Source organism: Nostoc sp. UCD121 (genome assembly GCF_014222285.1).
GTDB lineage: Bacteria > Cyanobacteriota > Cyanobacteriia > Cyanobacteriales > Nostocaceae > Nostoc.
On sequence record NZ_JACKZS010000114.1, the window covers coordinates 1 to 24,898 of the forward strand.

The 24,898-nt window shown below is 39.8% G+C and carries 21 protein-coding genes and 1 pseudogene; 13 read left to right on the plus strand and 9 right to left on the minus strand.

What is annotated here, in order from left to right:
• Positions 1-27: 27 nt before the first annotated feature.
• Positions 28-1,617: an McrB family protein gene (locus GNF10_RS22095; protein ID WP_185581807.1), complete on the plus strand. Its 1,590-nt coding sequence runs from the start codon at positions 28-30 to the stop codon at positions 1,615-1,617.
• Complete coding sequence (locus tag GNF10_RS22100) at positions 1,608-2,810, plus strand: McrC family protein (RefSeq protein ID WP_185581806.1); 1,203 nt, start codon at positions 1,608-1,610, stop codon at positions 2,808-2,810. Before GNF10_RS22095 ends, GNF10_RS22100 begins: the two co-directional genes overlap by 10 nt.
• A gap of 189 nt (positions 2,811-2,999) precedes the next feature.
• Here GNF10_RS22100 and GNF10_RS22105 read toward each other — a convergent pair whose 3' ends face one another.
• Positions 3,000-4,268: an FGGY-family carbohydrate kinase gene (locus GNF10_RS22105; protein ID WP_185581805.1), complete on the minus strand. Its 1,269-nt coding sequence runs from the start codon at positions 4,266-4,268 to the stop codon at positions 3,000-3,002.
• A gap of 200 nt (positions 4,269-4,468) precedes the next feature.
• Between GNF10_RS22105 and psaM the strand changes: the two genes are divergently transcribed.
• The gene (psaM, locus tag GNF10_RS22110) at positions 4,469-4,558 is read left to right on the plus strand and encodes a photosystem I reaction center subunit XII (protein ID WP_040630342.1); all 90 of its coding nucleotides are present in this window, start codon (positions 4,469-4,471) and stop codon (positions 4,556-4,558) included.
• 253 nt (positions 4,559-4,811) lie between these two features.
• Positions 4,812-5,222: a hypothetical protein gene (locus tag GNF10_RS22115; protein WP_185581804.1), complete on the plus strand. Its 411-nt coding sequence runs from the start codon at positions 4,812-4,814 to the stop codon at positions 5,220-5,222.
• A 312-nt stretch (positions 5,223-5,534) separates the two neighbouring features.
• Here the strand turns inward: GNF10_RS22115 and GNF10_RS22120 are convergent, their stop codons facing one another.
• The gene (locus tag GNF10_RS22120) at positions 5,535-6,272 is read right to left on the minus strand and encodes a tetratricopeptide repeat protein (protein WP_185586693.1); all 738 of its coding nucleotides are present in this window, start codon (positions 6,270-6,272) and stop codon (positions 5,535-5,537) included.
• A 660-nt stretch (positions 6,273-6,932) separates the two neighbouring features.
• Here GNF10_RS22120 and GNF10_RS22125 point away from each other — a divergent pair.
• Positions 6,933-7,397, plus strand: coding sequence for a hypothetical protein (locus GNF10_RS22125; RefSeq protein ID WP_185586694.1), 465 nt, complete (start codon positions 6,933-6,935; stop codon positions 7,395-7,397).
• A gap of 6 nt (positions 7,398-7,403) precedes the next feature.
• Positions 7,404-7,961, plus strand: a complete 558-nt coding sequence (locus tag GNF10_RS22130; RefSeq protein ID WP_185586695.1) for a glutathione S-transferase family protein — start codon at positions 7,404-7,406, stop codon at positions 7,959-7,961.
• Positions 7,962-8,010: 49 nt separating this feature from the next.
• Here the strand turns inward: GNF10_RS22130 and GNF10_RS22135 are convergent, their stop codons facing one another.
• The 3 genes from GNF10_RS22135 to GNF10_RS22145 all read right to left on the minus strand — a co-directional run bounded on the left by GNF10_RS22135 (position 8,011) and on the right by GNF10_RS22145 (position 9,579).
• A complete protein-coding gene (locus tag GNF10_RS22135) occupies positions 8,011-8,502 on the minus strand; it encodes a YajQ family cyclic di-GMP-binding protein (protein WP_163934825.1) in 492 nt (163 codons plus the stop codon).
• An 88-nt stretch (positions 8,503-8,590) separates the two neighbouring features.
• On the minus strand, positions 8,591-8,989 hold the full coding sequence (locus tag GNF10_RS22140; RefSeq protein WP_185586696.1) for an MAPEG family protein: 399 nt from the start codon (positions 8,987-8,989) through the stop codon (positions 8,591-8,593).
• 86 nt (positions 8,990-9,075) lie between these two features.
• Positions 9,076-9,579: a DNA recombination-mediator protein A gene (locus GNF10_RS22145; protein WP_185586697.1), complete on the minus strand. Its 504-nt coding sequence runs from the start codon at positions 9,577-9,579 to the stop codon at positions 9,076-9,078.
• A gap of 117 nt (positions 9,580-9,696) precedes the next feature.
• Between GNF10_RS22145 and GNF10_RS22150 the strand changes: the two genes are divergently transcribed.
• A complete protein-coding gene (locus GNF10_RS22150; protein ID WP_311774201.1) occupies positions 9,697-9,981 on the plus strand; it encodes a DUF4188 domain-containing protein in 285 nt (94 codons plus the stop codon).
• Between the two features lie 41 nt (positions 9,982-10,022).
• Here the strand turns inward: GNF10_RS22150 and GNF10_RS22155 are convergent, their stop codons facing one another.
• On the minus strand, positions 10,023-11,117 hold the full coding sequence (locus GNF10_RS22155) for a phosphotransacetylase family protein (protein ID WP_185586698.1): 1,095 nt from the start codon (positions 11,115-11,117) through the stop codon (positions 10,023-10,025).
• Positions 11,118-11,290: 173 nt separating this feature from the next.
• Here GNF10_RS22155 and GNF10_RS22160 point away from each other — a divergent pair.
• Positions 11,291-12,196 (plus strand): annotated as a pseudogene (locus GNF10_RS22160) (ABC transporter permease).
• Between the two features lie 31 nt (positions 12,197-12,227).
• On the opposite strand, the gene GNF10_RS22165 reads toward GNF10_RS22160, so the two are convergent.
• Together GNF10_RS22165 and GNF10_RS37960 are read right to left on the minus strand one after the other, a co-directional pair.
• Positions 12,228-12,491 carry a hypothetical protein gene (locus GNF10_RS22165; RefSeq protein ID WP_185587751.1) on the minus strand — a complete coding sequence of 88 codons (264 nt, stop codon included), beginning with the start codon at positions 12,489-12,491 and terminating at the stop codon, positions 12,228-12,230.
• Positions 12,460-12,618, minus strand: coding sequence for a hypothetical protein (locus GNF10_RS37960; RefSeq protein WP_221644656.1), 159 nt, complete (start codon positions 12,616-12,618; stop codon positions 12,460-12,462). The genes GNF10_RS22165 and GNF10_RS37960 overlap by 32 nt, the downstream gene beginning before the upstream one ends.
• 123 nt (positions 12,619-12,741) lie before the next feature.
• Between GNF10_RS37960 and GNF10_RS22170 the strand changes: the two genes are divergently transcribed.
• Entirely contained in the window at positions 12,742-13,197 is a 456-nt protein-coding gene (locus GNF10_RS22170) for a DUF2214 family protein (RefSeq protein ID WP_185587749.1), read from the plus strand.
• A 178-nt stretch (positions 13,198-13,375) separates the two neighbouring features.
• On the opposite strand, the gene GNF10_RS22175 is transcribed toward GNF10_RS22170, so the two are convergent.
• Positions 13,376-14,671, minus strand: a complete 1,296-nt coding sequence (locus GNF10_RS22175) for a chloride channel protein (protein ID WP_185587747.1) — start codon at positions 14,669-14,671, stop codon at positions 13,376-13,378.
• 478 nt (positions 14,672-15,149) lie between these two features.
• Here GNF10_RS22175 and GNF10_RS22180 point away from each other — a divergent pair, with 478 nt between their 5' ends.
• From GNF10_RS22180 to GNF10_RS22195, 4 genes are all read left to right on the plus strand, one after another.
• Positions 15,150-16,421, plus strand: a complete 1,272-nt coding sequence (locus GNF10_RS22180; protein ID WP_185581515.1) for a carbamoylphosphate synthase large subunit — start codon at positions 15,150-15,152, stop codon at positions 16,419-16,421.
• Between the two features lie 720 nt (positions 16,422-17,141).
• Complete coding sequence (locus tag GNF10_RS22185) at positions 17,142-18,284, plus strand: alpha/beta fold hydrolase (RefSeq protein WP_260446063.1); 1,143 nt, start codon at positions 17,142-17,144, stop codon at positions 18,282-18,284.
• A 76-nt stretch (positions 18,285-18,360) separates the two neighbouring features.
• Positions 18,361-18,915, plus strand: coding sequence for a RidA family protein (locus GNF10_RS22190; RefSeq protein ID WP_185583280.1), 555 nt, complete (start codon positions 18,361-18,363; stop codon positions 18,913-18,915).
• A gap of 453 nt (positions 18,916-19,368) precedes the next feature.
• Positions 19,369-24,786, plus strand: coding sequence for an AAA family ATPase (locus tag GNF10_RS22195; protein WP_185583278.1), 5,418 nt, complete (start codon positions 19,369-19,371; stop codon positions 24,784-24,786).
• The last annotated feature ends 112 nt before the right edge of the window (positions 24,787-24,898 follow it).

The window sequence follows — 24,898 nt, forward strand, 5'->3', positions numbered from 1 at the left end:
AATTGGGGTATTTAGATCATCTGTGATATGAATCAAAAAAATATTCTTACTTGGGGTGATGTAGCTTACGCTTCACGAATTGCGACTGGAGGATCAAAGCAGGAATGGGAAGCTTTAGAACTGATTTGGCAAGCATGGGAAATAATAATCTACACCGGACTTGCAACTTATTCTAATAAACGTGAGCTTTTGCTAGTAGTCATACGATTTTTTGCTATTGTAAGTTTTTACCTGGAATTTTTTAATGATTATTATTGGGAATACTATATTATTTATTACAGCACAGAGTGGCTTGAAGGTATTCACATAACTCATGAGTACAACGAATACATAATCGACCATGTAAATGATTTACGCTTTCCTATACTACCGAAATCCGAACCAAATAATCTACTTTTGTACTTTGTCGGTAATGCTTTAGAGCAAGTAATGCAAGTACTGATGGATAGCCTAGACAGTGACTCAATGCTATTTAAATCTGCATGGGAAATTAACCACCAGCAGTTTAAAGTAGATGGAGATATATATGAGTTGCAGAGAATAGAAGCTGAAATAATTAGTGAGAATATATTTTTTGATAAGATGGTAAACTTAGCCGAAATACATGAAAATTATAATCAAAATAATAGATTTATTAGAGATGAAACTGCAATTATAGAAATATTTTTTTACGAAGACAATACAGACATAGAATGGATGAAAGGCATAAATAATAAAAATTTTCAGCAATCTGAAGAAGTTATAGATGCTACTAATAAATTTGTGGCTTTTTTTTCCTGTTATCAAATAAACCCTAACTTTTCTCTCAAGCAATGTTCTGAAATAATTGGGTTTGATGAAACAGATTTAAAACGGTGGATACGTACAATTAATCGTAAAAAACAAATAATTTTAAGCGGTTCGCCTGGAACAGGCAAAACCTTCATAGCTGAAAAACTTGCAAAACACTTAATCGGCGGTAGTGATGGTTTTCCAGAACTAGTGCAATTTCATCCAGCATACTCTTATGAAGATTTCATTCAAGGTATCCGTCCTCAAAGTCAAGATGGACAATTAACATACCCTTTGCTTCCAGGCAGTTTTCTAAAATTCTGCAAAGAAGCAGAGTATCATCAAGGAACTTGCGTTTTAATTATTGATGAAATAAACCGCGCTAATCTCGCACAAGTTTTTGGCGAACTAATGTATTTACTTGAGTACCGAGATAGAGAAATTCTATTAGCTGGCGGTAACAGGTTTCGCATCCCGAAAAATGTTCGCATTATTGGGACAATGAATACAGCAGATAGGTCTATTGCAAATATAGATCATGCACTACGCCGCCGCTTTGCATTTATTGAACTTCGCCCAAACTATAAGGTGCTGCGAAGTTATCACCAAAAAAGAGGTTTTACAGTAGAAGGATTAATTAACATTTTAGAGCAATTAAATCAGGCGATCGCAGATAAAAATTACGAAATTGGTATTTCATTCTTTTTAACAGACAACCTACGTGAAGATATAGAAGATATATGGCGTATGGAAATTGAGCCATATTTAGAAGAGTACTTTTTTAATCAGCTAGAAAAAGTAGATGAGTTTCGCTGGGATAAAATAAAAGATAAACTATGGATATAAACCCAGCACAACCAATAATTATTGAACTTACAGAATACGAAAATAAATCATTTCAACGTGCTGAAATACCTGATTCAGCAGGATTTGAGTTATATGAAAAATACAAAATCCAAGTAGATATAGAATTTCCTAACTATAAAACGAGAGAACATTGGAAACTCAAAGCTAAAGGATGGGTAGGTTACATTATTGTTACTCCTGAATTGCATGTAAAAATAAATCCGAAAGTGCCGATCCAAAACCTCTTCGGAATGCTGGGATATGCCTACAATTTTAAAGGTTTCCGCTTTCTCGAAGGGATGATGGATTGTAAATCCCTAGAGGATTTTTATAATAATCTGGCTCATATATTAGCCGATAAAGTTTTAGAGCGATGCCGCAAAGGATTATATCGTTCTTACTTGCCTAAAACACAGCAGCTTTCTTATGTGCGGGGAAGGCTAGATGTGCAACAGCTAATTCAAAAGCCGTGGAATGTTAAACTTAAATGCGATTATGAAGAACATACGGCTGATATTAAAGAAAATCAAATCCTGGCATGGACACTTTATATCATTGGTCGTAGCAGCTTATGTTCAGAGAGAGTATCACCAACAGTACGAAAAGCTTATCATGCCCTACAAGGATTAGTAACGCTGCAACCTTGCAGCGAAGAAGATTGTATTACCAGACAGTATAATCGCCTTAATCCTGACTATGAACTATTACATAATTTATGTCGATTCTTTTTAGAAAATAGTAGCCCTAGTCATGAGAGAGGGAATTACAAAACCCTACCTTTTCTCGTCGATATGGCACATTTATATGAACTTTTTGTTGCAGAATGGCTTAAGAAAAACATACCACAAAGCTATTTTATTAAACAGCAACATCCAATAGAAATTAGTCAGAATCGGCACTTCAGTATAGATATATTACTGTGTGATGCTGATACTGGCAAAACAATAGCAGTTTTGGATACAAAGTATAAAGCTCCTGAACAGGCAGGAAATACAGATATTTATCAAATGATCAGCTACGCCAACACAACAAAATGCGAACAAGCGTTTTTGATATACCCCAAAGGCTTGACACACCCACTAAATATTAAAAGCGATCAAATCCGAGTCCGCAGCCTCACCTTTTGTCTAGATGATAATCTTGATCGCACAGGTCAAACCTTCTTAAAAAACCTTTTTCTTCTAATCCCTTAAAACTCACACCAATAATTAATAAAGGGGACAGATGACATTCGCTTGTGGCGAAGCACCCATCCCCGAATAGCTGCCCAGATCATTAACCTGGAATCTATAGTCCGGTATCTAATCATCCCAGTATGGTCTGAGATATGTCGATTGTCACTGGGAGAGATACTGATTTAGAAGATATCTACGAAAAGATAGTTACACGTTACTCTTTTTCACGCCTTCCATACCCAACAACGCGGTTCCGTAAGCAGCTTCTGTATACACCGACGCTACTACAGGAATCTGCAAATAACGCGCTCTAATCGTAGTCCAAGTATCATTAGCCGCACCACCCCCAGCAGTATAAACACGGCTTAACTTGTCTGCTCCCATTTGCTGTAATAATTCGTACCCTCGTGCTTCTATGCGGGTAATACTTTCTAACAACCCATGTAAAAATTCCACTGGGTTATCTGGGCGTGGTGACAAACGTGGGGCTAAATTGGGATCATTAATTGGAAAGCGATCGCCTACCTTCAACAACGGATAATAATCTAACTCGCTGGCAATTGATGGATCAATCTCACGGCTAAGGCTTTCTAACTCAGCGTTGGTGAAAAATTGCTGAAGTACTGCACCTCCAGTATTAGAAGCACCCCCAGTCAGCCACAAATCACCCAACCGATGGCTGTAAATTCCATATCTAGCATCTTCTTGCCGGGTACGACTTAATAACTTTAGTACCAATGTTGAACCCAAGGAAGTCACGGCTTCACCAGGTAATTTTGCACCACTGGCGAGAAAAGCCGCGATACTATCAGTTGTACCGGCACATACCAGACAATCACGGCTAAAACCAAACTTATCCACAATTTCAGGACGCAATTCGGCAATGGGAGTACCAGGAGTTAAAACTTTGGGTAGCTGAATCGGTATTTGCAGTTTTTCTAGCCATTCTGGGTATTTCATCTCTTCCACGTCATAACCCAGCTTTAAAGCATTATGGTAATCGCTAATTCCCAAATGTCCATGTAGGAGAAACCCCAGCCAATCTGCCTGATGCAGAAAATATCTAGCTTCACTAAAAGAGGGTAATTGCCTCATCCACAAAAGTTTGGCTAGGCTGGAGGTGGCACTCAACACGGTATGATTGGAGGGTGCTATACTCCTCAAATGCTCTATCAGCAATGATCCCCGCGCATCGTTATACATCAGTGGTGCGTCTGTTGGATTGCCAGCAGCATCAACAAGTAAGACGGTGGAAGAAGTACCATTAATGGCGATCGCTTTAATTTTTCGCCGTAATTGGTCAGGTATTTGTTCCAGCAGTACAAACAAAGCCTCCTGCCAAATTTTTGGCGTAACGGTGGCTTTTGAGTCTTGGAAGGGATATTTCACCTCAGCCTGAATACAATAGGCTTCCTCGCCAATTACCACGCCGCGTGCGCCAGATGTACCGAAGTCGATACCCAAATACAAATTCATAATTTTTATAAATTTTTTTAATAGAGAATAAATAAGGACTACTGATTAATAACTGCTTTTGTTGCATCTTGTAACAAGATATTCCACAATTCTGGCAAAACAAGGAAAAGTAGTAAACGAACTGTTCAAAATCTATTCAGGTTAGGAGGTTTTCAGCCATGCCTATCTTAGATACTCTGTACATCGCTCAGATATCTTCCATCTCAGACACTCAAGTCTACATCGCTCTAGTTGTAGCGCTGATTCCAGGAGTTCTCGCTTGGCGATTAGCCACAGAACTTTACAAATAAGGCTACGATGTGACACAGTTGAAAAGCTAATAATCCTGGCAGTACGGGGTGCAATTTCCTTTCTTCTTTTGGCTTTATGCCATCAGTAGCGAGGAAACTAGCACTTACGTAAGCCAGGTTATTTTTTAACTGGTGCAACACTTGTAGCGATTTCAAAAAAATGAAGTAATATGACAGCTAAATCAAGCAGTAATTATCGCCAGAGGGCTTTTACAGTGCTTCCCTTCACTAAGCGAGGTTATCCTTTAGCATCATGAACGCGATTCAACCCTCCAGACCACCGTTACAACCTATACAAAAACGCCGGGTCATTCCTCGACCAAAGCGGCATCTTCGTCAACGTTCTTACCAGGTGATGGCACTAGAAAGCACAGCCAAGATAGCGGTTAATCTTGTTGTTACAGCCGTAGCAGCATCTGCTTTAGCACAACTTTTGCCTCATCATTGGTTACAGCAAGAAAAGTTGCGAGAAATTAATACTGAAGTCAAGTTGATGGAAGTACACGTCGATGGTTTACAGGTGGAATTTAGCCGTAACTTCGATCCCCAGCAAACTAAAAGAATTATGCAACAACAAGGATTCCGATTTGCTCCTAATCAGCGTCGGGTTGTGTTAATGAATAAGGATCTTAGAGAAGATGAACAAACAGAGTCATCACCTTAAGCTAAATAGCGAATTTGGGATTATTTAGGTTTCTTGTGATTTTGGCTACGTAAAAACCGGGTGCTAATTTATATTATTGCTAATAAATAATGGTTAATAGCTAATGTTTGAATAGCTATGTAGTTATCATCTATTAGTAAAATCCTATTCAAAATTTAATCAATTATTTTGAATTTTGAATTCCCAGTAAGTAGGTCGGCGTAAATAATTATCCTTGGGATCAGGCAGGGGATAAGGAGCAGTAAAAAAAGGGCTTGAGCCTTGTTTAATTTTCTTCACGCAATTTGGCTTATTGTGCCGACTTACTTAGAACTAATCTACCAAATAGGATGTAGGATGCTCAGGCGATAACAAATCGTTTAGCCAATTTTCGATTTGTAAACGCAAGGGAGAAGCAGTGAAGTCCCTAGTTGTTTCGAGAGCAGGCAGTTGGGTGAGGGCACGACGATAATCAGCGATCGCACAATTCCAGTCACCCCAAAGATGGTAAGTTCTGCCGCGTTCAGCCCAGATATGACCTTCTAGTTGACCAAAAAGCTGTGCTAACTCAAAATTCTCAATTGCCTCCTCGTATCGCCCCAAGTCACGCCAGGTAATGCCTCGGTTAATCCAGGCCCGAACATAGCCAGGATTCAAATCAATGGCTTGATCGTAGTCGGCAAGTGCTGTTGCTAATTCTCCACAAGCTGCATAGTAATTTGCCCGGTTATTATAAGCACTAGCCAAATAGGGATTAAGTTTCAGGGCGGTATTATAGTCGTAAAGCGCTTTTTGCCTTTCACCACTTTGGAAATAAATTAGTCCCCGGTTGTTGTAATCAACGGCATTGTGCGGACGACGGTAAATTAGTTGGCTTAAAAGTGCGATCGCCTCAGCATAGTCACCTTCTTGAGCCGACTTCAAAGCAAAAGAGCGTAAGTAGTTATTCCCTAAAGTAGATGCGTTGCGATCGTTTTTCCTGTGCTTTTGGACTTTATTTGTATTATTTAAAACATATTTATATTGCTTGCTTTGCTGGTCATCGTCAGCTAAAAATGAGTGAATATTCATCTTTCCCTGCCTGAAATCCCTGCTTTGTAAAATTAAATTCTAGTTTTTGCTCGGTAGTGCTTTTACCACTGTGTCTATTTTTAAAGTATTTAGGGTTACAAAAAAGCCATCTAAAGAGAGAACTTTACCTAGCCGCACAAGAGAAATATACGTCCTAAATAAACAATTGCTCCTCAAACCTAATGATAGATACTTGATCCCAGAAGTCAATTCCAGAAATAGAAACAGGATTTATGCAAAAAATAGCCCAAACCCTGATTTCTGGGTAGGAGTAATTCATGTATACGCATTCGCATTAGCGAAGCGGTAGCGACGTTAGGAGCGTCTTCCCACAGGGTATTGCCCCTACTGTGTGTAATTTTGCTTAAGTACTAAGCAGATGTCGATCTCAAAGACTGGTCAAATAGTGAGAGCGACAAATTGGTAGAATGCCAACAAGCCGTTCTTTTTAGAGATTGGAAAAGGACATGGGCACTATGGACTAGGGAAGAAGCAAAGGGGCAGGGGGCAGGGGGCAGGGAGATTAATTTTCCACTCTTCCCAATTCCCAATTCCCAATTCCCAATTCCCAATTCCCAATTCCCAATTCCCAATTCCCAATTCCCAATTCCCAATGCCCCAGCATCCAGATTTAATTTTTAAGTTTTGAGAAATTTTCTGATGACAACTGCAATTTCCTATCCCAACGCCCCTGATTTAGCAACCGATGACTACATTGTTATCGGCTTGGCAACCTGCTTCGTCAAAGAAGATGGAGAAGTTTATCAAATCGAAGTTATAGAACCGATTCCTTCTGCGGCTTTGGAAGCGCTTTTAAAGGGCATTCCTACCTCCTATAAGCTGGCTCATGCAACAACTTTGGGATCTTTGTTAGATGGCGATTCACAATTCCTGCCAGATGGCTTTCCAGAGTCGGCTCAGTTTGGAGAGGAATTTGTGCCACGGGCATTTGCAGCCGCTCGTACATACAAGCGGCGTGAATCTGCAAAATCCCTGATTCCATTAGGCACAAACTACACTGAATTTAAGTATTCCATTGAGCGCAAACGAGTGCTAAATGCCGCTAGAGTTGTAACGAAAGAAGATAATGTTAAACAACATTCTCACACTCACAAAGTTCTTTAAGTAATTATGCTCAAACTTTACGGTGGCGCTCGTAGTCGAGCCTCAATTGTTCAATGGTATTTAGAGGAAATACAAGTTCCTTACGAATTCGTCAAACTCGATATGCAGGCGGGTGAACATCTTAAGCCTGAATATTTGGCAATTAACCCAGTTGGTAAAGTTCCAGCAATTGTTGATGGGGATTTTCAGCTTTGGGAATCTGGGGCAATTTTGCTGTATCTTGCCGAGAAGTACAGTAAAATTCCACTTTCATTAGAGGAACGTGCTGTATTTTCCCAGTGGGTGTTGTTTGGCAATTCTACCCTAGCTACAGGGATTTTTGTAGAAGCAAATCGGGAGCGAGAAATGCCTCGCTTGTTGAATGCGTTAAATGAAATTTTCAGTAAGCAGCCTTTTTTGCTGGGTAATGAGTTCACTGTTGCTGATGTGGGAGTGGGTTCTATTCTGAGTTATATTCCCATCATGCTGAAGCTAGACCTCAGCCCTTACCCAGAGGTGTTGAACTATATCAAGCAGTTATCTGAGCGTCCGGCATTTCAAAAAAGTATTGGCGGAGGGGGTTAAAATAATTCGTAATTCGTAATTGAATTCTTAACTACGAATTACGAATCTTTTAACGATAATTTGTAAATTGCAAAGCAACTGGGTAGTCTTCTTGTTTTAGTCGCTGCATGACTACTTGTAAGTCATCTTTAGATTTTGCAGAAACCCGCACAGCATCACCTTGGATTGAGGCTTGTACTTTTTTGAATTCGTCTCGAATCAATTTGGAAATTTGTTTGGCGATTTCTTGACTGATGCCTTTTTTGAGTTTGATTTCTTGACGGACGCGATTACCGCTAGCTGATTCAACTTTGCCAAAATCAAAGATTTTCTGGGAGAGGTTACGCTTGGCGGCTTTCTCTCGCAGAACGGTATGTACAGAATCTAAGGTAAACTCGCTGTCAGTACTAACGTTAATGCTTTCTTCGACCAACTCGACAGTAGTTTCAGTGTCTTTGAGGTCGTAACGACCTTTGATGTCTCGTATAACTTGATCGACAGCGTTAACTAACTCTTGTCGGTCAAAGTCGCTCACAATGTCAAAGGAAAATGTAGAAGCCATAAAACATTTTAGATTTTAGATTTTGGATTTTGGATTGGATTTTGGATTTTGGAAAAATTTTTCCCATTCCCCATTCCCCATTCCCCGCTTAATTAGTAGCTTGGATAATGCTCAAGAAGATGAGAGTGGTAGAGCCAAGCATACCAATGGCAAACATGAGCGATCGCAAAAGGGGTATATTCAAAATATAAAAAACTGAGTATAGGAAACGAGCCACTACAAAGGCGATCGCAGCAACTTGTGCTGTAGAGGAATTTACACCAGTTACATAAGCCATCAATGCGGCTGCGGCAAATACCATAAAGGCTTCAAAGGTGTTCTGATGTGCCCAAGTAGCTCGTTGGGCATAAGGCGGCAATTTATCAAACATGGCGCGAGGAGTAGCAAGCATTTCCTTGCCAATACGCACACGAGCATAAGCTACTACCAAAAATGGCAGGTAAATTAGAACGACAGCAGCAGCGATCGAATACAAAAAAATTATCATTACTTATTGTTGTTGGTTATTAGTCATAAGTCATCAGTCATTGGTCATGAGTCAAATACAAATGACAAAGGACAAATGACAAATGACTAATCAAAGTAGAAAAGCGTTACCACTTTTCTTTGTTCTTCTGCATCTTGACAAGTTTGCAACAGGGTGCGGCTGTCGTGAAACGCAAAACAGATTAGTTGCTGGCAACGGGAGACAATCTCCTTGTTGCACAGGTAACTAGCTTCAGCAAGGGACAGATTATCATTACTGGGATTTTCCACTAAATGCATTACCTGTTCTAGTTGCTGGCGCGACTCCAAAGGCTGGCGTTCCAGGCTTTGAGGTAAAATCACTGTCAACAAATTTGCATCAGCCCGCATTGCTCCCTTGATGGCCGCTGAGTTTGTACCTGTAGCACCAGAAGTAATGATGCGATTACCCGATAAAACTAGGGCATAAGTCATCATTTCAATAAGGTTCTGGTGCGTAATCGGAACGTGACGAGAACCCAACAAGGCGATTTTTTTAGAACCCGTTTGCTGGATGGTCGCTAGTTCTTGGGCTAATGTGTCTAGGTTAATAAGGTCTGTTGATTGGCTCAAAGATAGACATAATCCGATTAAACGACCCAGATATTTTACCAAACAGCGTGTAGATGCGAGGAAAACTTGAGTTAGACATTGCTACAATTTTTTGATTGTTTGGTTCAATAATCGCTTGTGGATTTGGAGCGTTTTGCTAGAAATCCAGCCGATGCACATTTAAAAACTTGGCAAAGATTTAATCGAGCCATTGGTACTGATGGTAGTGTTGGTATTTTGCACGAAACTTATTTAATCGAACCGGGAAGGTATGAAGCGATTTACGGAAATATGCCTGTTTTTGGATTAGCTGCTACAACTAAGCACGTCCCAGCTATGGATCGGAGGGAAACAGCCCGCCGTCGCCTGGGAGGTGACAACGAGCCGGTTATGCCTTTACAAGTAATACAGCCTCCTAACTGATAACTGAGCATTGATGATCTCAATTATTTGAGTTGATGAGGCTAAGACAATGCTGCTGCGGGAGTTAAACCCAGTTTCGATAACAAGCGGTCAATGTCAAAATGCTCAGACATTAACTGGCGAACGCACTGAACCTTAATCGGCTCGTGGAGACGGACTTGCCCAAAAGTACGGTTAACAATTTCTACAGTGGTGAGAGTGTCTAAGTCAACAGATAAAATGGGGATTTCTAGTTCTTCAGCACGACTTAGAATAAAGGGTGGCGGTGGTAGTTGCCCGGTGAGAATTAAACATTGGGTAGAAGTTTCCAAAGCGGCTTGCTGAATTTCGACGCGATCGCCTCCTGTCACCACTGCCATATTTCGGCGTTTACGGAAATACTTGACAGCAGAGTTGACATTCATTGCTCCAATTGCCAGACTTTCCACCAACAAATCCATGCGATCGTTGCGACAAAGAACATCAGCCTTTAACTGCTTCACCAGTTCGCCAACACTAATACTGCGGAGCAAATCGCTACTCGGCAGCATAGCTAGTACGGGAATCCCTTGCTGTTCCAAAAACGGACGCAAGAGAGTGTTAACCGCTTCTAGTTGGGTGACAGGGATATCATTGATCACAACTCCCATCAAGCGATCGCCCACACGCCCTTTAGCAGCCAATAGCGCCTCAACCGAAACCAACGATTTATAGCGGCTTACTAACAGCACGCCAGCGTCCAATACTTCAGCCATTTGCAGTAAAGACAAGTCAAACAAATTCCCTTCGGAAAAATCACCAGGCCCCTCCAGTAATACCAAATCTCCTTGGGACATTTGTAAATATTGCTGTATTAGGGATTGCTGATAATCGGTTTTGTCTTCCCCTCGTAAGCGCTTTTGCACATTGAGTTCATCCAAAGCCAGCATTGTAGGTGCAACACGGTTTTCCGGCAAATTGAGGCTAAGAGCGATGAATTGGACATCTTCCTCAATTACGGTTCCACTAGACGAATTTAGACACGTACCAAGCGGTTTACCGTAGGTAATATCCAGTCCTTTTTGCTGTAGCTGATGAGACAAACCCAGAACAGTTGCAGATTTACCGCTGTAAGTCTCGGTTGATCCAATCAGCAAATATTTAGGGGATTTTGGCACACATGCACTCCTAATTTCAAAATTCAGAAGAACCCAGCTAGGTGTTTCCTAATTCTAGTTCCTTCTGGCAAAAGCCTTTCGCTCTCACAAATTAAGGTTTCCCATAATTATCTTCTAAATAAGCAGGGGTAAGCAGACTCGTTATCACTGGACTATGGGCTTTTTGAGTCAGAATGAATTCTGTCTGTTTAGCCGTCCCCTTAGCATTTGCAGCCCTTGGAGGATTGTACTCAGAACGATCGGGCGTATTAAATATCGCCTTAGAAGGAATGTTGCTAACTGGTGCTTTTACTAGTGCTGCGGCTACTTTCTACACAGGCAATCCCTGGCTTGGTATCCTCGCATCCCTTATTACTGGGGGATTAGTTGGACTACTCCATGCTGTTTTATGTGTAACTTTGCGTGTCGATCAATTGGTATCTGTGCTAGCAATTAATCTTGTCGAAGCTGGGTTAACATCGTTTTTAGCCCGGTTAGTGTTTAGTGGCAGTAGTACACAGTAATTACCTGGAATTGGGGCAATTACTATTCCTGGTTTAGCCAATATTCCCCTGATCGGGCCGCTACTATTTCAGTCAGATTTTTTAGTATATTTATTATTTGTTTTAGTTATTTTAACTACATACCTTTTATTTAAAACTAGCTTCGGGCTGACATTGCGGGCAGTGGGTGAATCTCCGAAAGCTGCTGACACGGCTGGAATTCCAGTATCATTTGTTCGTTATATCGCAGTGGTGATTAGTGGCTCTCTTGCGAGTTTAGGAGGTACTTATTGAACTCTGGTACAGGTAAGATTTTTTGCCGGAGGGATGAGTGCTGGTAAAGGATTTATTGCGATCGCAGCATTAATTTTTGGTAGATGGCATCCTGTAGGTAGTGCTTTGGCTTGTTTGCTGTTTGGGGCTACAGAAGCTTTACAACTGCGAATTCAGGCATTAGGGGCAAATATCCCTTACCAATTTTTAGTCATGCTACCTTATGCGATCGCTTTATTAGCATTAGTCGGATTAGCGGGGAAATCTACACCCCCGAAAGCTTTAGGTACTCCCTACTTTAGAGAAAATCGCCACTCAGACTAATTTAAAGTCCAATTCTGGATTGCAAGGCTAATTAAGATACTTTCGTTTGTTGCCATAAGATGAGTTTCAATTCAGAACAGTAGTAAACCCCATCACTAATTTCTCCTTCGCTATCGGCTAGCCAATCATAAATTTGTGCAGCTTTTGCTAATGCCACTTTTTCTGAACGATAAAGCCGAGGAGTAGGGCAGTAGGCGTGGCCATTGATGTGTATAGCTACAATCTGCCAATAATCGCTCTCTGGTACAATTTCTAAAAACCCGTTACAGTAAGACTCGATTATTCCTGTATTCATCTACACCATCAAACTTTTTAACGTTGGCCACAACAAAGCCGATTCCAGCCAATTTTTGCAAGTCAAAGCTGGAATCACCAGGGAATGCAGTAACAACCCTTGTTAATGATTGTGGATTCGTAGTCAATGAAAATCTGAATTATTGGTCACTTTTTAGCTAGTTGTCTTAGTGCTAGTTTGAGCTTGATGGTGAAAGTTTTCGCATCAAAAGTAATATCAAAACAGTAAACTAGCAAAAACTAAAAATAATATGTGGATAAGCGCCATAGTTGCGTACTTACATTATTTAAGCATTATGTTGTGTTTTGGCGCTCTGGTATCAGAAGCATTGAATTTAAAAAAAGAATTGAGTTTAAATGAGGCTTGGAAGATTGTCATAGCTGATGCAGTATATGGTATATCAGCAACCGTCGTTCTTGTCACAGGTATTTTGCGTGTTATTTACTTTGGTAAAGGCGCGGATTACTATTTGAGCAACCCAGTTTTTTACGCCAAAGTTGTGGTTTTTATAGTGGTGGGTTTGCTATCTCTCTATCCCACTATTTCTTTTATTGGTTGGGTAAAAAGTTTGCAACAGGGGCAAGTACCCAAGCTAGAATTACTAAAACTAAATCGTCTCATCTGGCTCATTAGAATTGAATTGCTTGGTTTTACCCTAATTCCTTTATTAGCAGCAATAATGGCAAGAGGAATAGGTATAAACTAGGCTAAATTACTCTTCCGTCAGTAATACAGTTTTGGTAAACAAAAGAATCGAAGTTACACGCAAGAAGCGATCGCCATCCTGAAAATAAAGCGTTCACGAGAAAAATCAAAAGGCGATCGCACTTTTGCAGGTAACACGGTTCGGATAAGCACTTTCCACTTTCCTTGTGTCTAGCCTTTCATTCAGTAGCTTCTCTCCGGGACTTCAGTTGAGATGCAATCAGAGGAACTTTGGGCGAGAGAAAAAATCCAATTAAACTGGCAAAAAGGATTGGTGTAAAAGGACTTAGGTTAGTCAGTTTTGACAGCAGCAGAGTCGTACTTATAGGTGTGCGCGTTACGGCTGCATTGACAGCTGCCATTGTACAAATCATGGCAAGGGCGGGATTAAGCCCTGGAATTAACACTGCTACTGCTTTACCAATACAAGCACCAGTGAAAAACAGGGGGATGATGAATCCACCACGCCATCCACCTGTTACCGTAATGCTAATGGCTACCATTTTACCAAGGGCAAGAGTTAAGAGAAAAATAGCACCAAAGCTAGTAGTGATGACTGGTTCTAATTCTTCATGTCCAAAATAGCGGGTTAGGGGTAATAAAGCTGCTAAAGTGCCAAGCCCAAATCCTGCTAATGTTGTGCGTACATAAATGGGGCCCGGAATTCGGGCAAACAAGTAATCGCAGCCCCGGAAAATGCTCATAAAAATCCATCCCGCCACCGCCCCAATGATTCCGAATACGATCGCGATCGCAAAATCATCAATTTTTTCTAGGTGGTACTGGGGAAAATGCCAAGTGGGTGCAATTCCCAAATGTGTAATTGCTGCAAATACCAGATAACTAGCGCAACTTGAAACAATGGCTGGCATCAAGGCTTCATAATATTCCACAATATGCTCATGGTGCAAAATCTCCAACGCGAACATTGCACCGCCAAGAGGTGCGCCAAACAAAGCTGTAAAACCAGCCGCCATCGCTGCTAAACTTATAGTTCTGAGGTCTTCACCCTGAAGTTTTAGGCGATCGGCAATCCAAGTACCAAAAGAACCTGTTACTTGTACTAGTGGCGCTTCTGGCCCAGCACTGCCGCCTGCCGATATGCTGATTAGAGAAGCAAGAATCATTGAGGGATTTTTGCGAACATCTAAGCGTCCGCCACGAAAATGGATATTATCAACAATTACGGCGATTTCACCGGGATTTCCCAAAAAATGAATTACCAGCCCGATAACTAAACCGGCAACTGGCATCACTATCAGGAGGTTAAAACCTTCAAATCGTTGCAGATGGTGAGTTAAAAATTCTAAAACATTCCAGTACAACGCAGCGAATAGACCACCAGCAGTACCCACAGCTACCCAGAGGATCACCCACTGCGAAATCATCAGGGGATTACGTTTTACCAGTCCAAAAAGTTGAGCAAATGTCCAGCGTTGAGTTTGATTGCTAGGGGTGGCCTTTTTTGGTAACACTGTTTATTTCCTATTTGTGAAACGAAGAATATCGAATATTACGTTTTTTATCGTAAAGGCTATTTAGTTCATTGCATCATCTTTAATCTATCAACCATTTTATAAAAGCTTTCTTTTGATGGAATATCTAGCTAAATTTATTATTTCTATTGGTAGATTAAATCAAAATTAAAAAATACGAAAATCAAAAACAAACCTTATCCATGTTGAAACCTAGATTTTTTTAAAAGATATATTTATGTAGGTTGGGTCGAGTGAAACACAACCCAACATTACCACCAAATTTTATGTTGGGTTACGCGATCGCTGCACCCAGCCTACAAAACTTACATAGTTTAATTTTATTGTGCCAACTTAATTACACCAGAATTTGCTCAAGTATTAGCTTGTTTTTAATTGGTGTTATTTATAAATCTAATAGGCTTGTTTTATACAAGCAACCGCATTCACAAATGAATGCAATTTATCGGAGGAATTAATGAACTCAAAATATAACTTTCAATACTTTCAAGGCAGTTCTCTTTCTGACTTGTTTGCTCAAGATATCACAGATGGATCTTATGGATTTATCTTAAATTATCCTGCAACTGCGAGTTGGGCTGCTTATCCCAACCGGAAAAAATATTTTATTCAAGATGGCAGTAGTGAAGCCAGCAAAACCTCCTTCGACAAGATTTGTCAGAAAGAACCTTGGAAAAATCTGGCTGTCCTAGGCGATCACCTTCCCGGAATTGTGATTATTCCGCCACCAAAGCCCCTGCTTGAATACTGGCAAGAGCATTTCGGATTCAAGCACTCCAATATTGAGATGATGGATTGCTCGACTTATCTAGACGATCTCAGCCACAGCGAACGCTTTGATAAACTCATCACTCTATTTCCCTTCGATTGTCTAAAACCTGAAAAACACGCTGTTGCTTCAGACACCCATTACCGTTTACTCAGCAAAGTAACGCTAGACGAACTAGGGGTGCAATGTCCAAAATATAAGAGCTACAATCTGCACCAAGTCAATATCGCAGACATTCAGTTACCACAATTTCCCTACTTAATTAAAACGTCCCACGGACTCTCAGGAGAAGGCACTTATATCATCAAAAGTCTTAGCGATCTAAACTACTGCCTTGAAGAAATTAAGAAATATCTTGATATTAAGTTGCTTGATACGATTATTATCTCAGAGTTCGTCAAGAATGAAGTGCAGAATTACTGCGTACAGTTCTATGTCAACAAAGCGGGGGAGATAACTCTCATCGGCACTACCGGACAACTCGTCACTCCAGAAGGTAACTATTTAGGAGGAGTGATTGACTACGGCAAAACTGACATGAGCAAGTTCTTTGAAATGATTGCCAACATTGGTGATTATGCTCACAAACACGGATATTTTGGCGTGATTGGCTTTGATGTGCTGGAAAACCAAGACGGACAATTTTATGCGATCGATGCCAATTTCCGAGTTAATGGTTCTACTCCGTTGTGCTTGCAGCGTCATACCCTACTGCAACTGGGAAAAGAAGTAGCTAAATACTCCAGTAACTACCGAATGGAGGGGACATTAGAATCAATCCTCATAACCTTGAAACCAGAATTAGATCGCAAAGACTTGATTATTCTATCGGCTTTAGAGAAGGCTAAATACGGAAAAATCTACACTGATCTCTATGCGATCATTACTGGAGAAACTATCGAAGAAATGCAGTATATTGAGCAGCAGTTACAGACCAAGGGATTACAATTACTCTATTAAATAGGATGGTTTTAGATATTTTATCTTCACAATTAATTCACTTCAAGCATAATTTCAATAGATAGTTTAAACAACTCATCTGGTTCTATCGGTTGACAGATTTACAACAATTCTTAGATAATTAAACCATGCGGTAGAGGCAATTCATGAATTGCCCCTACAACGGATGTAGTTCAAATACATCAAAACTGTTGTAATCATTACTTCAGGTGGGTTATCACGAAACTTTTCACTATAAACAAAAACTCAAATATAGAACTAGTATTTGATTTCTGAAAAAATCTATATGTAGGGGAGCCAGCCGCATGGGCTAGTTTACAGATTTGAGCGGACTGGCGTTGTGTTACGGCTTCCGTAACGCACCCTACTGGTAAAATAATGCATTAGGCGTAGGTTGGGTTGCGCTCCGCTCCACCTAACCTACATTTTTTTGCAACATTTTAGCCTTGGCACGCCACTACTGAGATATTTTCAGAAATCAAATATTATTCCTATATCTAAGCTGTAAAAATTTAAGATACTAACTCAAACTTATACAAAATTACAACACTTTGTAACTATTGCTAATTAGTAATTATTAACTAACTCAGTCTTTTTATCATCCTGACAACACTGTATAAATCATTCCTAGGAGTGAAAGTTGGATGATTCTAACTATGGTATGAACCTAAAAGACAATGCAGTTAACAAAGTATCTCAAGGTTTAGGCTCATGATATTCATGCCTCATAATTTTCTACTTATATGGCTGTTTCAACTGCTATCCGTTGGGATACTTGGTGGGGGAATCTACATTCTCTATGAGTGGTACGAACGAGAACTTATAGGAACTTCTTACTTAGTAGTTGGACTAGTAATGGTTCTGTGGACTTTTGGCGGCCGTTTTATCAGTTTGCCACTGCTGCGTCGTCCTGGAAATCAGGAACCCAAGTTTATGCGTAGTAAAACTGTGCAACGGTTGCCACGTCCTGATGGGAGCGTGTTACAAGTTGAGTTTTTTGGCCCTGAAGATGGTCAACCAATTATCTTGTCACATGGTTGGGGGCCAAACAGTACTATATGGTATTATGCCAAACGACAATTAAGCGTAGGCGTAGCCCGTCGTAGACATCGCTTCCGAGTAATTGTTTGGGATCTACCAGGGTTAGGAAAATCCTCTAAACCGAAAAATAACGATCACTCCCTAGAAAAATATGCCCGTGATTTAGAAGCTGTTGTTGCTATAGCAGGGAATAAACCTGTTATCCTGCTAGGGCACAGCATGGGTGGGATGATTAACCTGACATTCTGTCGCCTGTTTCCAGAGCAATTAGGGAGTCGGGTAGCTGGCTTAATTCTTGTAGATACTACTTACACCAATCCGGTTAAAACTTGCATCTTCAGCAATCTGGTACGGAAATTGCAGAAACCGCTACTCGAACCTTTGTTGTATCTGACTATCGTGCTGTGGCCGATTTTTTGGTTGATGACTTGGCTTTCGTATTTCAATGGTTCGCTGTATATCAGCGTAGAATTATCTGGATTTACGGGTACTGAAACACGCGGTCAACTCAATTTTGCCGCTTTCCTATCAGCATTGGGTTCGCCTGGTGTTTTGGCTCGTGGCACACTGGCAATGTTAAAGTTTGACGAAGCACAAACACTCGCAACTATTAACGTACCTGTATTGGTTATGTGTGGGGCTTCAGATATAGCCACTAAACCTGTGGCAAGCGATCGCATGAAAGCAGAATTACCTTACTCTGAAAGAGTCACCCTCAAACCAGGTGGACACATGGCATTGATGGAACAAAACGAGCAGTTTGCTGAAGCAGTCAGTACGTTTAGCGCTGACTGTTTGCTCCGACACAGCCATCTTAATTAGTGCTTTTTACTTCAATTCGGTAGATAATAGAACTCAGTATGAGCAAAAATACAGAACTCATATTTAGGGAGCTTTAATGACTCGACGTATTACCAGTGCTGTAAATTCACTAGTAGCAAACTTATCACGACGAAATGCACTTTTGTGGCTTGGAGGTAGCGGGATAACTACCGCCTTGATGGTGGCAACACAAAAGGAAGTGAGCGCTAAAGACAACAAAGAGTTGAAATTGGTGAACCCACCAACATTATATAATGCACCCCAAAATGGCTATAGCCATATAGCTGTGACACCATCAAGGGCAAGAACCGTCTATATTTCTGGTCAATTTGGTTCCGATTTACAAGGAAATCTTGTCTCCAATGAATTTGAAAAGCAGTTAATACAGGCTTTTAAAAACCTCCGTTATGCGTTAGCAGCCGTTGGGGCACAACCACAAGATGTAGCAAAGACTACTATTCTTATAGCGGATTACAACCAAAGTAAATTGATTCCATTAGGGCGTGAAATTATAAATTTATGGGGGAATCAACCACCAGCAAATACTCTTATCCCTGTTCCCAGGCTTGCACTTGACGGGATGTTGTTTGAAATTGATGCTTATGCGGTAATTCCAGAAAAAGGTAATTGAGGGCTGCTTACAACATAACCCTCTTTAAATATCAGTTCAATAACAGCAGGCGGGGTAATTTATTACCGCTCCTGCTTATCAAGCATAGTGGTCTATCGCATTAATTTTGCGGGGCTGCTAGATTCCCGACTTCTTTAAGAAGTCGGGAATCTGAACACCTTAACCTTTCAGAAATAATGACATGAACTACTAGTCAGACTACGAAACTTATCTAAAAATTTCAGCAGGTGCTAGTAGTTTGCTCTCTTATGTCTGCATTTGATGTTTTAAAATTTTGTCTCTAAGACTACACTTTAGAAACAACGTCTGGAGAAATTGGGTTTTTACCAAACCTTATCAACTGCCTGGGAATTATAAATCTAATGTTAAGCCACTGAATCTTTAGCAATTAAGATTAGTGTAACGTTACTAATTTGGGAACAATATACTAAGAAATCACTAGAATTTAGCAGTATGTTCAGCACTCAGGTTAGCATTCCCAAATATCAAGTCATTGAAGAAATCTACAATGGTGCGAGAACCATAGTTTATCGTGGGTATCGAGAAAGTGACTCATTACCTGTAGCGATCAAACTGCTGAAAAATCCATATCCCACCTTTAATGAACTGGTACAGTTTCGCAATCAGTACACCATTGGCAAAAATCTCAACTCACCCTTGATCGTCCAAACTTACAGCCTGGAAGCATATCAAAATGGCTATGTGTTGGTAATGGAAGATTTTGGTGGCATTTCTCTAAAAGATTATTTTACTCGTAACCAGACGCGGAACTTCGGGTCTTTGCAAGAGTTTTTACAAATAGCGATCGCACTGTGTAATACCTTAGAGATACTCTATACTGAGCGCATCATTCATAAAGACATCAAACCGAGCAATATTTTAATTAATCCTCATTCCAAAGAAGTTAAATTAATCGACTTTAGTATTGCCTCTCTATTACCAAGGGAAACACAAACCTTAATTAGTCCCAATGTATTAGAAGGAACACTAGCTTATATTTCTCCAGAACAAACAGGGAGAATGAATCGAGGGATTGACTACCGAACTGATTTTTATTCACTTGGTGTAACTTTCTACGAGTTACTCACAGGTGAGTTACCTTTTCAATCAAATGACCCAATGGAATTGGTGCATTCTCATATTGCTAAAATAGCCTCTTCTATACATAGAATTAACTTACAAATTCCGACTATCATCTCGGAGATAATTAGCAAGTTGATGGCAAAAAATGCTGAAGACCGCTATCAAAGCGTATTAGGATTAAAGTATGATTTAGAAAATAGTTTGGCTCAACTAAAGAAAACAGGTAAAATTGAAAGTTTCACAATTGCCCAACGGGATGTGTGCGATAGATTTATTATCCCTGATAAACTCTATGGACGGGAATTAGAAATAAAAACCCTACTAAAATCATTTGAAAATGTCAGCCTGGGTGCAACAGAAATAACATTGGTCGCTGGGTTTTCTGGAATTGGTAAAACTGCGGTTGTTAACGAAGTCCATAAACCTATTGTTCGCAAACGCGGTTATTTTATCAAAGGCAAATTCGACCAATTTAATCGGAATATTCCTTTTTCGGCATTTGTCCAAGCTTTCCGTAATTTTATGGAGCAGTTACTAGCAGAAAGCAGTATTAAAATACAAGAATGGAAAAATAAAATTGTTCAAGCATTAAGTGAAGACGGTCAGGTAATTATTGAAGTAATTCCTGAATTAGAAAGAATTATTGGCAAACAGCCCCCTGCACCAGAGTTATCAGGTAACGCCGCCCAAAACCGATTTAATTTATTATTTCAGAAATTTCTCCAAGTATTTACAACTAAAGACCATCCTTTAGTAATATTTTTAGATGACTTGCAGTGGGTAGATTCCGCTTCATTGAAACTTATACAATTATTAACGAATGAAGCTAATCAGGGATATTTGTTGTTAATTGGTGCGTATCGAGACAATGAAGTATTTCCAGCACATCCGTTGATGGTGATGTTGGATGAAATTCGCAAAACAAGTGTAACTGTAAATAGCCTTACCCTGAAACCACTCAATCAATTACAATTGAATCAACTTATAGCCGATACGTTAAATTGTACAGATAATGTGGCATTATCTCTTTCACAATTGGTCGATCGCAAAGCTCAAGGTAATCCATTTTTTGCGACTCAGATTCTCAAATCACTACATCAAGACCGTCTAATTCAATTCAATTTTGTAGAGGGATGTTGGCAATGTGATATTTCCCAAATAAATCAGCAAACTTTAGCAGATGATGTTGTTGAGTTTATGGTCTTCCAATTACGAAGACTATCAGAAGCAAGTCAACAACAATTGAAGCTAGCTGCTTGTATTGGGAATCAATTCGATTTAAAAACATTAGCGATTGTTTCGAAACAATCGGAGGTAGAAACCGCAGATTGTTTGTGGAAGGCTTTGCAAGAAGGATTAATTTTGCCGCAAAGTGAGGTTTATAAGTTTTTTGTTGGTTCAGAAAATCAAGCAGCTACTCAAGAACATTCTGAGATGGCTGTATATAAATTTTTACACGATCGCGTCCAGCAAGCTGCTTATTCACTTATTCCAGAAGCACAAAAACAGTCAACACACCTGCAAATTGGGCGATTGTTGCTGGAAAATACACCTCTACACCAGCAAGAGGAAGGGATTTTTGCGATCGTTAACCAATTCAATTATGGATTAGAGTTGTTGGAACAACCTGGCGAACGAGAACATCTAGCCCGATTAAATCTAATCGCTGGCTGTAAAGCCAAAAACTCAACTGCTTATGCAACAGCAGTTGAGTATTTAAAAGTTGCAATGCTTCTATTACCGACAAATGCTTGGCAAAGTAGCTATGATTTGGCCCTTGCTGTTTACGAATCTGCGGCTGAAGCAGAATATCTGAATACAAACTTTGATTCATCAAAATCATTAGTAGAGATTATCCTCAAAAACGCTAAATCTCCATTAGAAAAAGTTCGTACTTATGAGATTCAAATCCAGTCTTATACAGCACAAAATAAATTTCTTGAAGCAATAGCCACAGGTAGAGAAGCACTCCAATTACTAGATTTGACCTTACCTGAAGACGGCAACACTCAAATGATTTTTGATGAATATGACCAGTTGCAAAAAATATTGGTTCATCAATCAATTGCAGCATTGGCAGATATGCCAGAAATAACCGATCCCAAAAAACTAGTTGCACTTCGCATTTTATCGGGTTTATTTGCCCCGGTTTATATAGCCAAACCGATGTTGCTACCACTCAAGATTTTTACAATGATCAAAATTTGTATTCAATCTGGCAACTCACCACAGGCTGCTGTAGCTTACAGTCTCTATGGATTATTTTTGTGCAGTATTGGTGCAATTGAAGATGGATATAGCTTTGGTAAACTGGCAATGCAACTTTTAGATAAATTTCAAACGAAAGAACTTAAAAGTAGAGTTTATCTCACATTTAGCCTATTTATTAAACATTGGAAAGATTCAATTAAGTCCACATTAGGTTTATTTTTAGATGGGTTACAAAGTGGATTAGAAACTGGAAATTTAGAATATGTTGGTTATTGTGCTAATTGCTATAGTCAGTTTCTCTTTTGGAGTGGAGAAAATTTAGAAAATGCGGTGCTAGAGGCAGATAAATATTGCGACCTAATGCAGCAGCTTAAACAAGAGGTATCTCTAGTTTGGGGAAATATCTGGCGGCAGACAGTTTTAAATTTACAAGGGGAAGCGGTTAATCCATGCTGTTTAATTGGTAAACATTTTCACGAAGAAGAGATGTTACCAACTTTGATTGCAACTGACAATATTAATGGTATTTGTTATGTCTATCTAGCAAAAACTCTCCTAGCTTATCTTTTTAGCGAATACGAGTCTGCTTGGGAATATTCCCAAAAATTTGAGCAGTATGAGCAGGGAGCAGCAGGCTTATTAATTGTTCCTTTGCGAAATTTCTATCAATCTTTGAGTTTGTTAGCTCTTTGTTCTCAAGCAAATGAAGCACAGCAACAGCTTTATCTCCAGAAAGTAGCTGAAAACCAAGCAAAAATGCAAGAATGGGCAAATCATGCACCAGTCAATTATCAGCATAAGTACAATTTAGTTTTGGCTGAACAAGCTCGTGTAACTGGCGATCGCGTACAAGCCGCAGATTACTATGAAATAGCTATCCAAGAAGCGATCGCCAATGACTATGTTCAGGAAACTGCGATCGCTAACGAGCTTGCTGCCAAATTTTACTTAGAATGGGGTAAAGAAAAAGCCGCAGAAGGATATCTGCAACAGGCATATTACTGCTATGCCCGTTGGGGAGCAAAAGCCAAAACTGATGACTTGGAAAAACGCTATCCCAAATTACTCAAGCCCATTTTGCAACAGCAAGAATTCTACTTTAATCCCTTAGAAAGCATAGCTACTATTGTCGGTACATCTACTTATGCTACCAGCAGTACTAATATTTCTGATACTCTAGATTTAACCTGCATTCTCAAAGCCGCTCAAACTATCTCTAGTTGTATCGAATTAGATGTACTCATCAGCAGCCTCACCCGCATTATCCTAGAAAATTCAGGTGCAAAAACATCCGTATTAATTCTTCCTCAAGAAGATATTTGGCAAGTGCGGGCAATTACCTTTATCGATCAACAGTCAAATTCTCAGACTGATGTCAAAACCATTCTTGATTCACAACTACTAGACGCTTGTCAAGATATTCCCATAAAACTGATCAATTACGTTAAAAATACTCAAGAAACTGTCATCATAGATAATTGTAAAACCAATATTCCCGGTGTCATTGGGGAATACATGCTGTTACATCAACCCCAAAGTGCATTATGTACACCTATTATTAACCAAGGTCATCTCGTAGGGATTCTCTACCTAGAAAATAAACTGATTCAAGGGGTATTTACTACTAATCGCTTACAGGTAATTAACCTACTATCTTCCCAAGCAGCAATTGCCTTAGAAAATGCCCAACTTTATCAACAAGCCGGTCAAGCTTTACAAGGCTTGCAACAAGCCCAATTACAAATCGTCCAAAGCGAAAAAATGTCTGCATTGGGTAACTTAGTGGCTGGGGTGGCTCACGAAATGAATAATCCTTTGGGCTTTATTGCTGCCAGTCTCAAACAAGCGAAACCCACCTTTGTTGATATTTTTAAACACTTAAAACTATATCAAGAAAAATTTTCCGAGCCGGGGGATGAAATCATGAACCATGCTGAAGAAATTGATTTGAATTATACATTAGAAGACTTACCCAAGATAATTGATTCGATGACTATGGCCTGTGAGAGGCTAGAAAATATTAGTATCAGCCTCCGAACTTTTTCTCGTGCCGATAGAGATTATAAAGTTCCATTTAACATTCACGAAGGGATTGATAGCACAATTCTAATTTTAAAACATCGTCTCAAAGCTAATGATAAACGTCCAGCAATTGAGGTAGTGACTAACTACAGTAACTTGCCGCCAGTTGAATGCTTTCCGGGACAATTAAATCAAGTATTTATGAATATTCTAGCTAATTCTATTGATGCTTTAGATGAATCAAATACAGGTCGGCCATTTGAGGATATTAAAGCTCATCCGAATCGAATTACAATTACCACCTCCTTAAAATATCAACAGGTTGAAGTAAAGATTGCTGATAATGGGGTGGGGATGAGCGAGTCAGTCAAAGAAAAAATATTTGATCATTTGTTTACTACTAAAGGTGTTGGTAAAGGAACGGGATTAGGATTAGCGATCGCTCATTCTATTGTTCTAGAAAAACACAGTGGCAATCTAAATGTAAATTCTACTCCAGGTGAAGGAACAGAATTTGTCATTAGCTTACCAATTCTGGCTGAAACTCAAAGTTAAATCTCGTCTACCTTGAGAACCGTAGTTTTGTAGATTGGGTGTAGCGATCGCGTAACCCAACATAAATAAAGTGGTAATGTTGGGTTGCGTTTCACTCCACCCAACCTACATA

Bases quoted from the DNA above. Each gene is read 5' to 3' on its own strand.
- GNF10_RS22180 (WP_185581515.1), top strand. From the start codon at position 15,150: ATGAACTCAAAATATAACTTTCAATACTTTCAAGGCAGTTCTCTTTCT.
- GNF10_RS22125 (WP_185586694.1), top strand. From the start codon at position 6,933: ATGACAACTGCAATTTCCTATCCCAACGCCCCTGATTTAGCAACCGAT.
- GNF10_RS22100 (WP_185581806.1), top strand. From the start codon at position 1,608: ATGGATATAAACCCAGCACAACCAATAATTATTGAACTTACAGAATAC.
- GNF10_RS22185 (WP_260446063.1), top strand. From the start codon at position 17,142: ATGCCTCATAATTTTCTACTTATATGGCTGTTTCAACTGCTATCCGTT.
- GNF10_RS22135 (WP_163934825.1), bottom strand. From the start codon at position 8,502: ATGGCTTCTACATTTTCCTTTGACATTGTGAGCGACTTTGACCGACAA.
- GNF10_RS22170 (WP_185587749.1), top strand. From the start codon at position 12,742: ATGTGGATAAGCGCCATAGTTGCGTACTTACATTATTTAAGCATTATG.
- GNF10_RS22130 (WP_185586695.1), top strand. From the start codon at position 7,404: ATGCTCAAACTTTACGGTGGCGCTCGTAGTCGAGCCTCAATTGTTCAA.
- GNF10_RS22195 (WP_185583278.1), top strand. From the start codon at position 19,369: ATGTTCAGCACTCAGGTTAGCATTCCCAAATATCAAGTCATTGAAGAA.
- GNF10_RS22165 (WP_185587751.1), bottom strand. From the start codon at position 12,491: ATGAATACAGGAATAATCGAGTCTTACTGTAACGGGTTTTTAGAAATT.
- GNF10_RS22115 (WP_185581804.1), top strand. From the start codon at position 4,812: ATGAACGCGATTCAACCCTCCAGACCACCGTTACAACCTATACAAAAA.
- GNF10_RS22190 (WP_185583280.1), top strand. From the start codon at position 18,361: ATGACTCGACGTATTACCAGTGCTGTAAATTCACTAGTAGCAAACTTA.
- GNF10_RS22120 (WP_185586693.1), bottom strand. From the start codon at position 6,272: ATGAATATTCACTCATTTTTAGCTGACGATGACCAGCAAAGCAAGCAA.
- GNF10_RS22105 (WP_185581805.1), bottom strand. From the start codon at position 4,268: ATGAATTTGTATTTGGGTATCGACTTCGGTACATCTGGCGCACGCGGC.
- GNF10_RS22095 (WP_185581807.1), top strand. From the start codon at position 28: ATGAATCAAAAAAATATTCTTACTTGGGGTGATGTAGCTTACGCTTCA.
- GNF10_RS22140 (WP_185586696.1), bottom strand. From the start codon at position 8,989: ATGATAATTTTTTTGTATTCGATCGCTGCTGCTGTCGTTCTAATTTAC.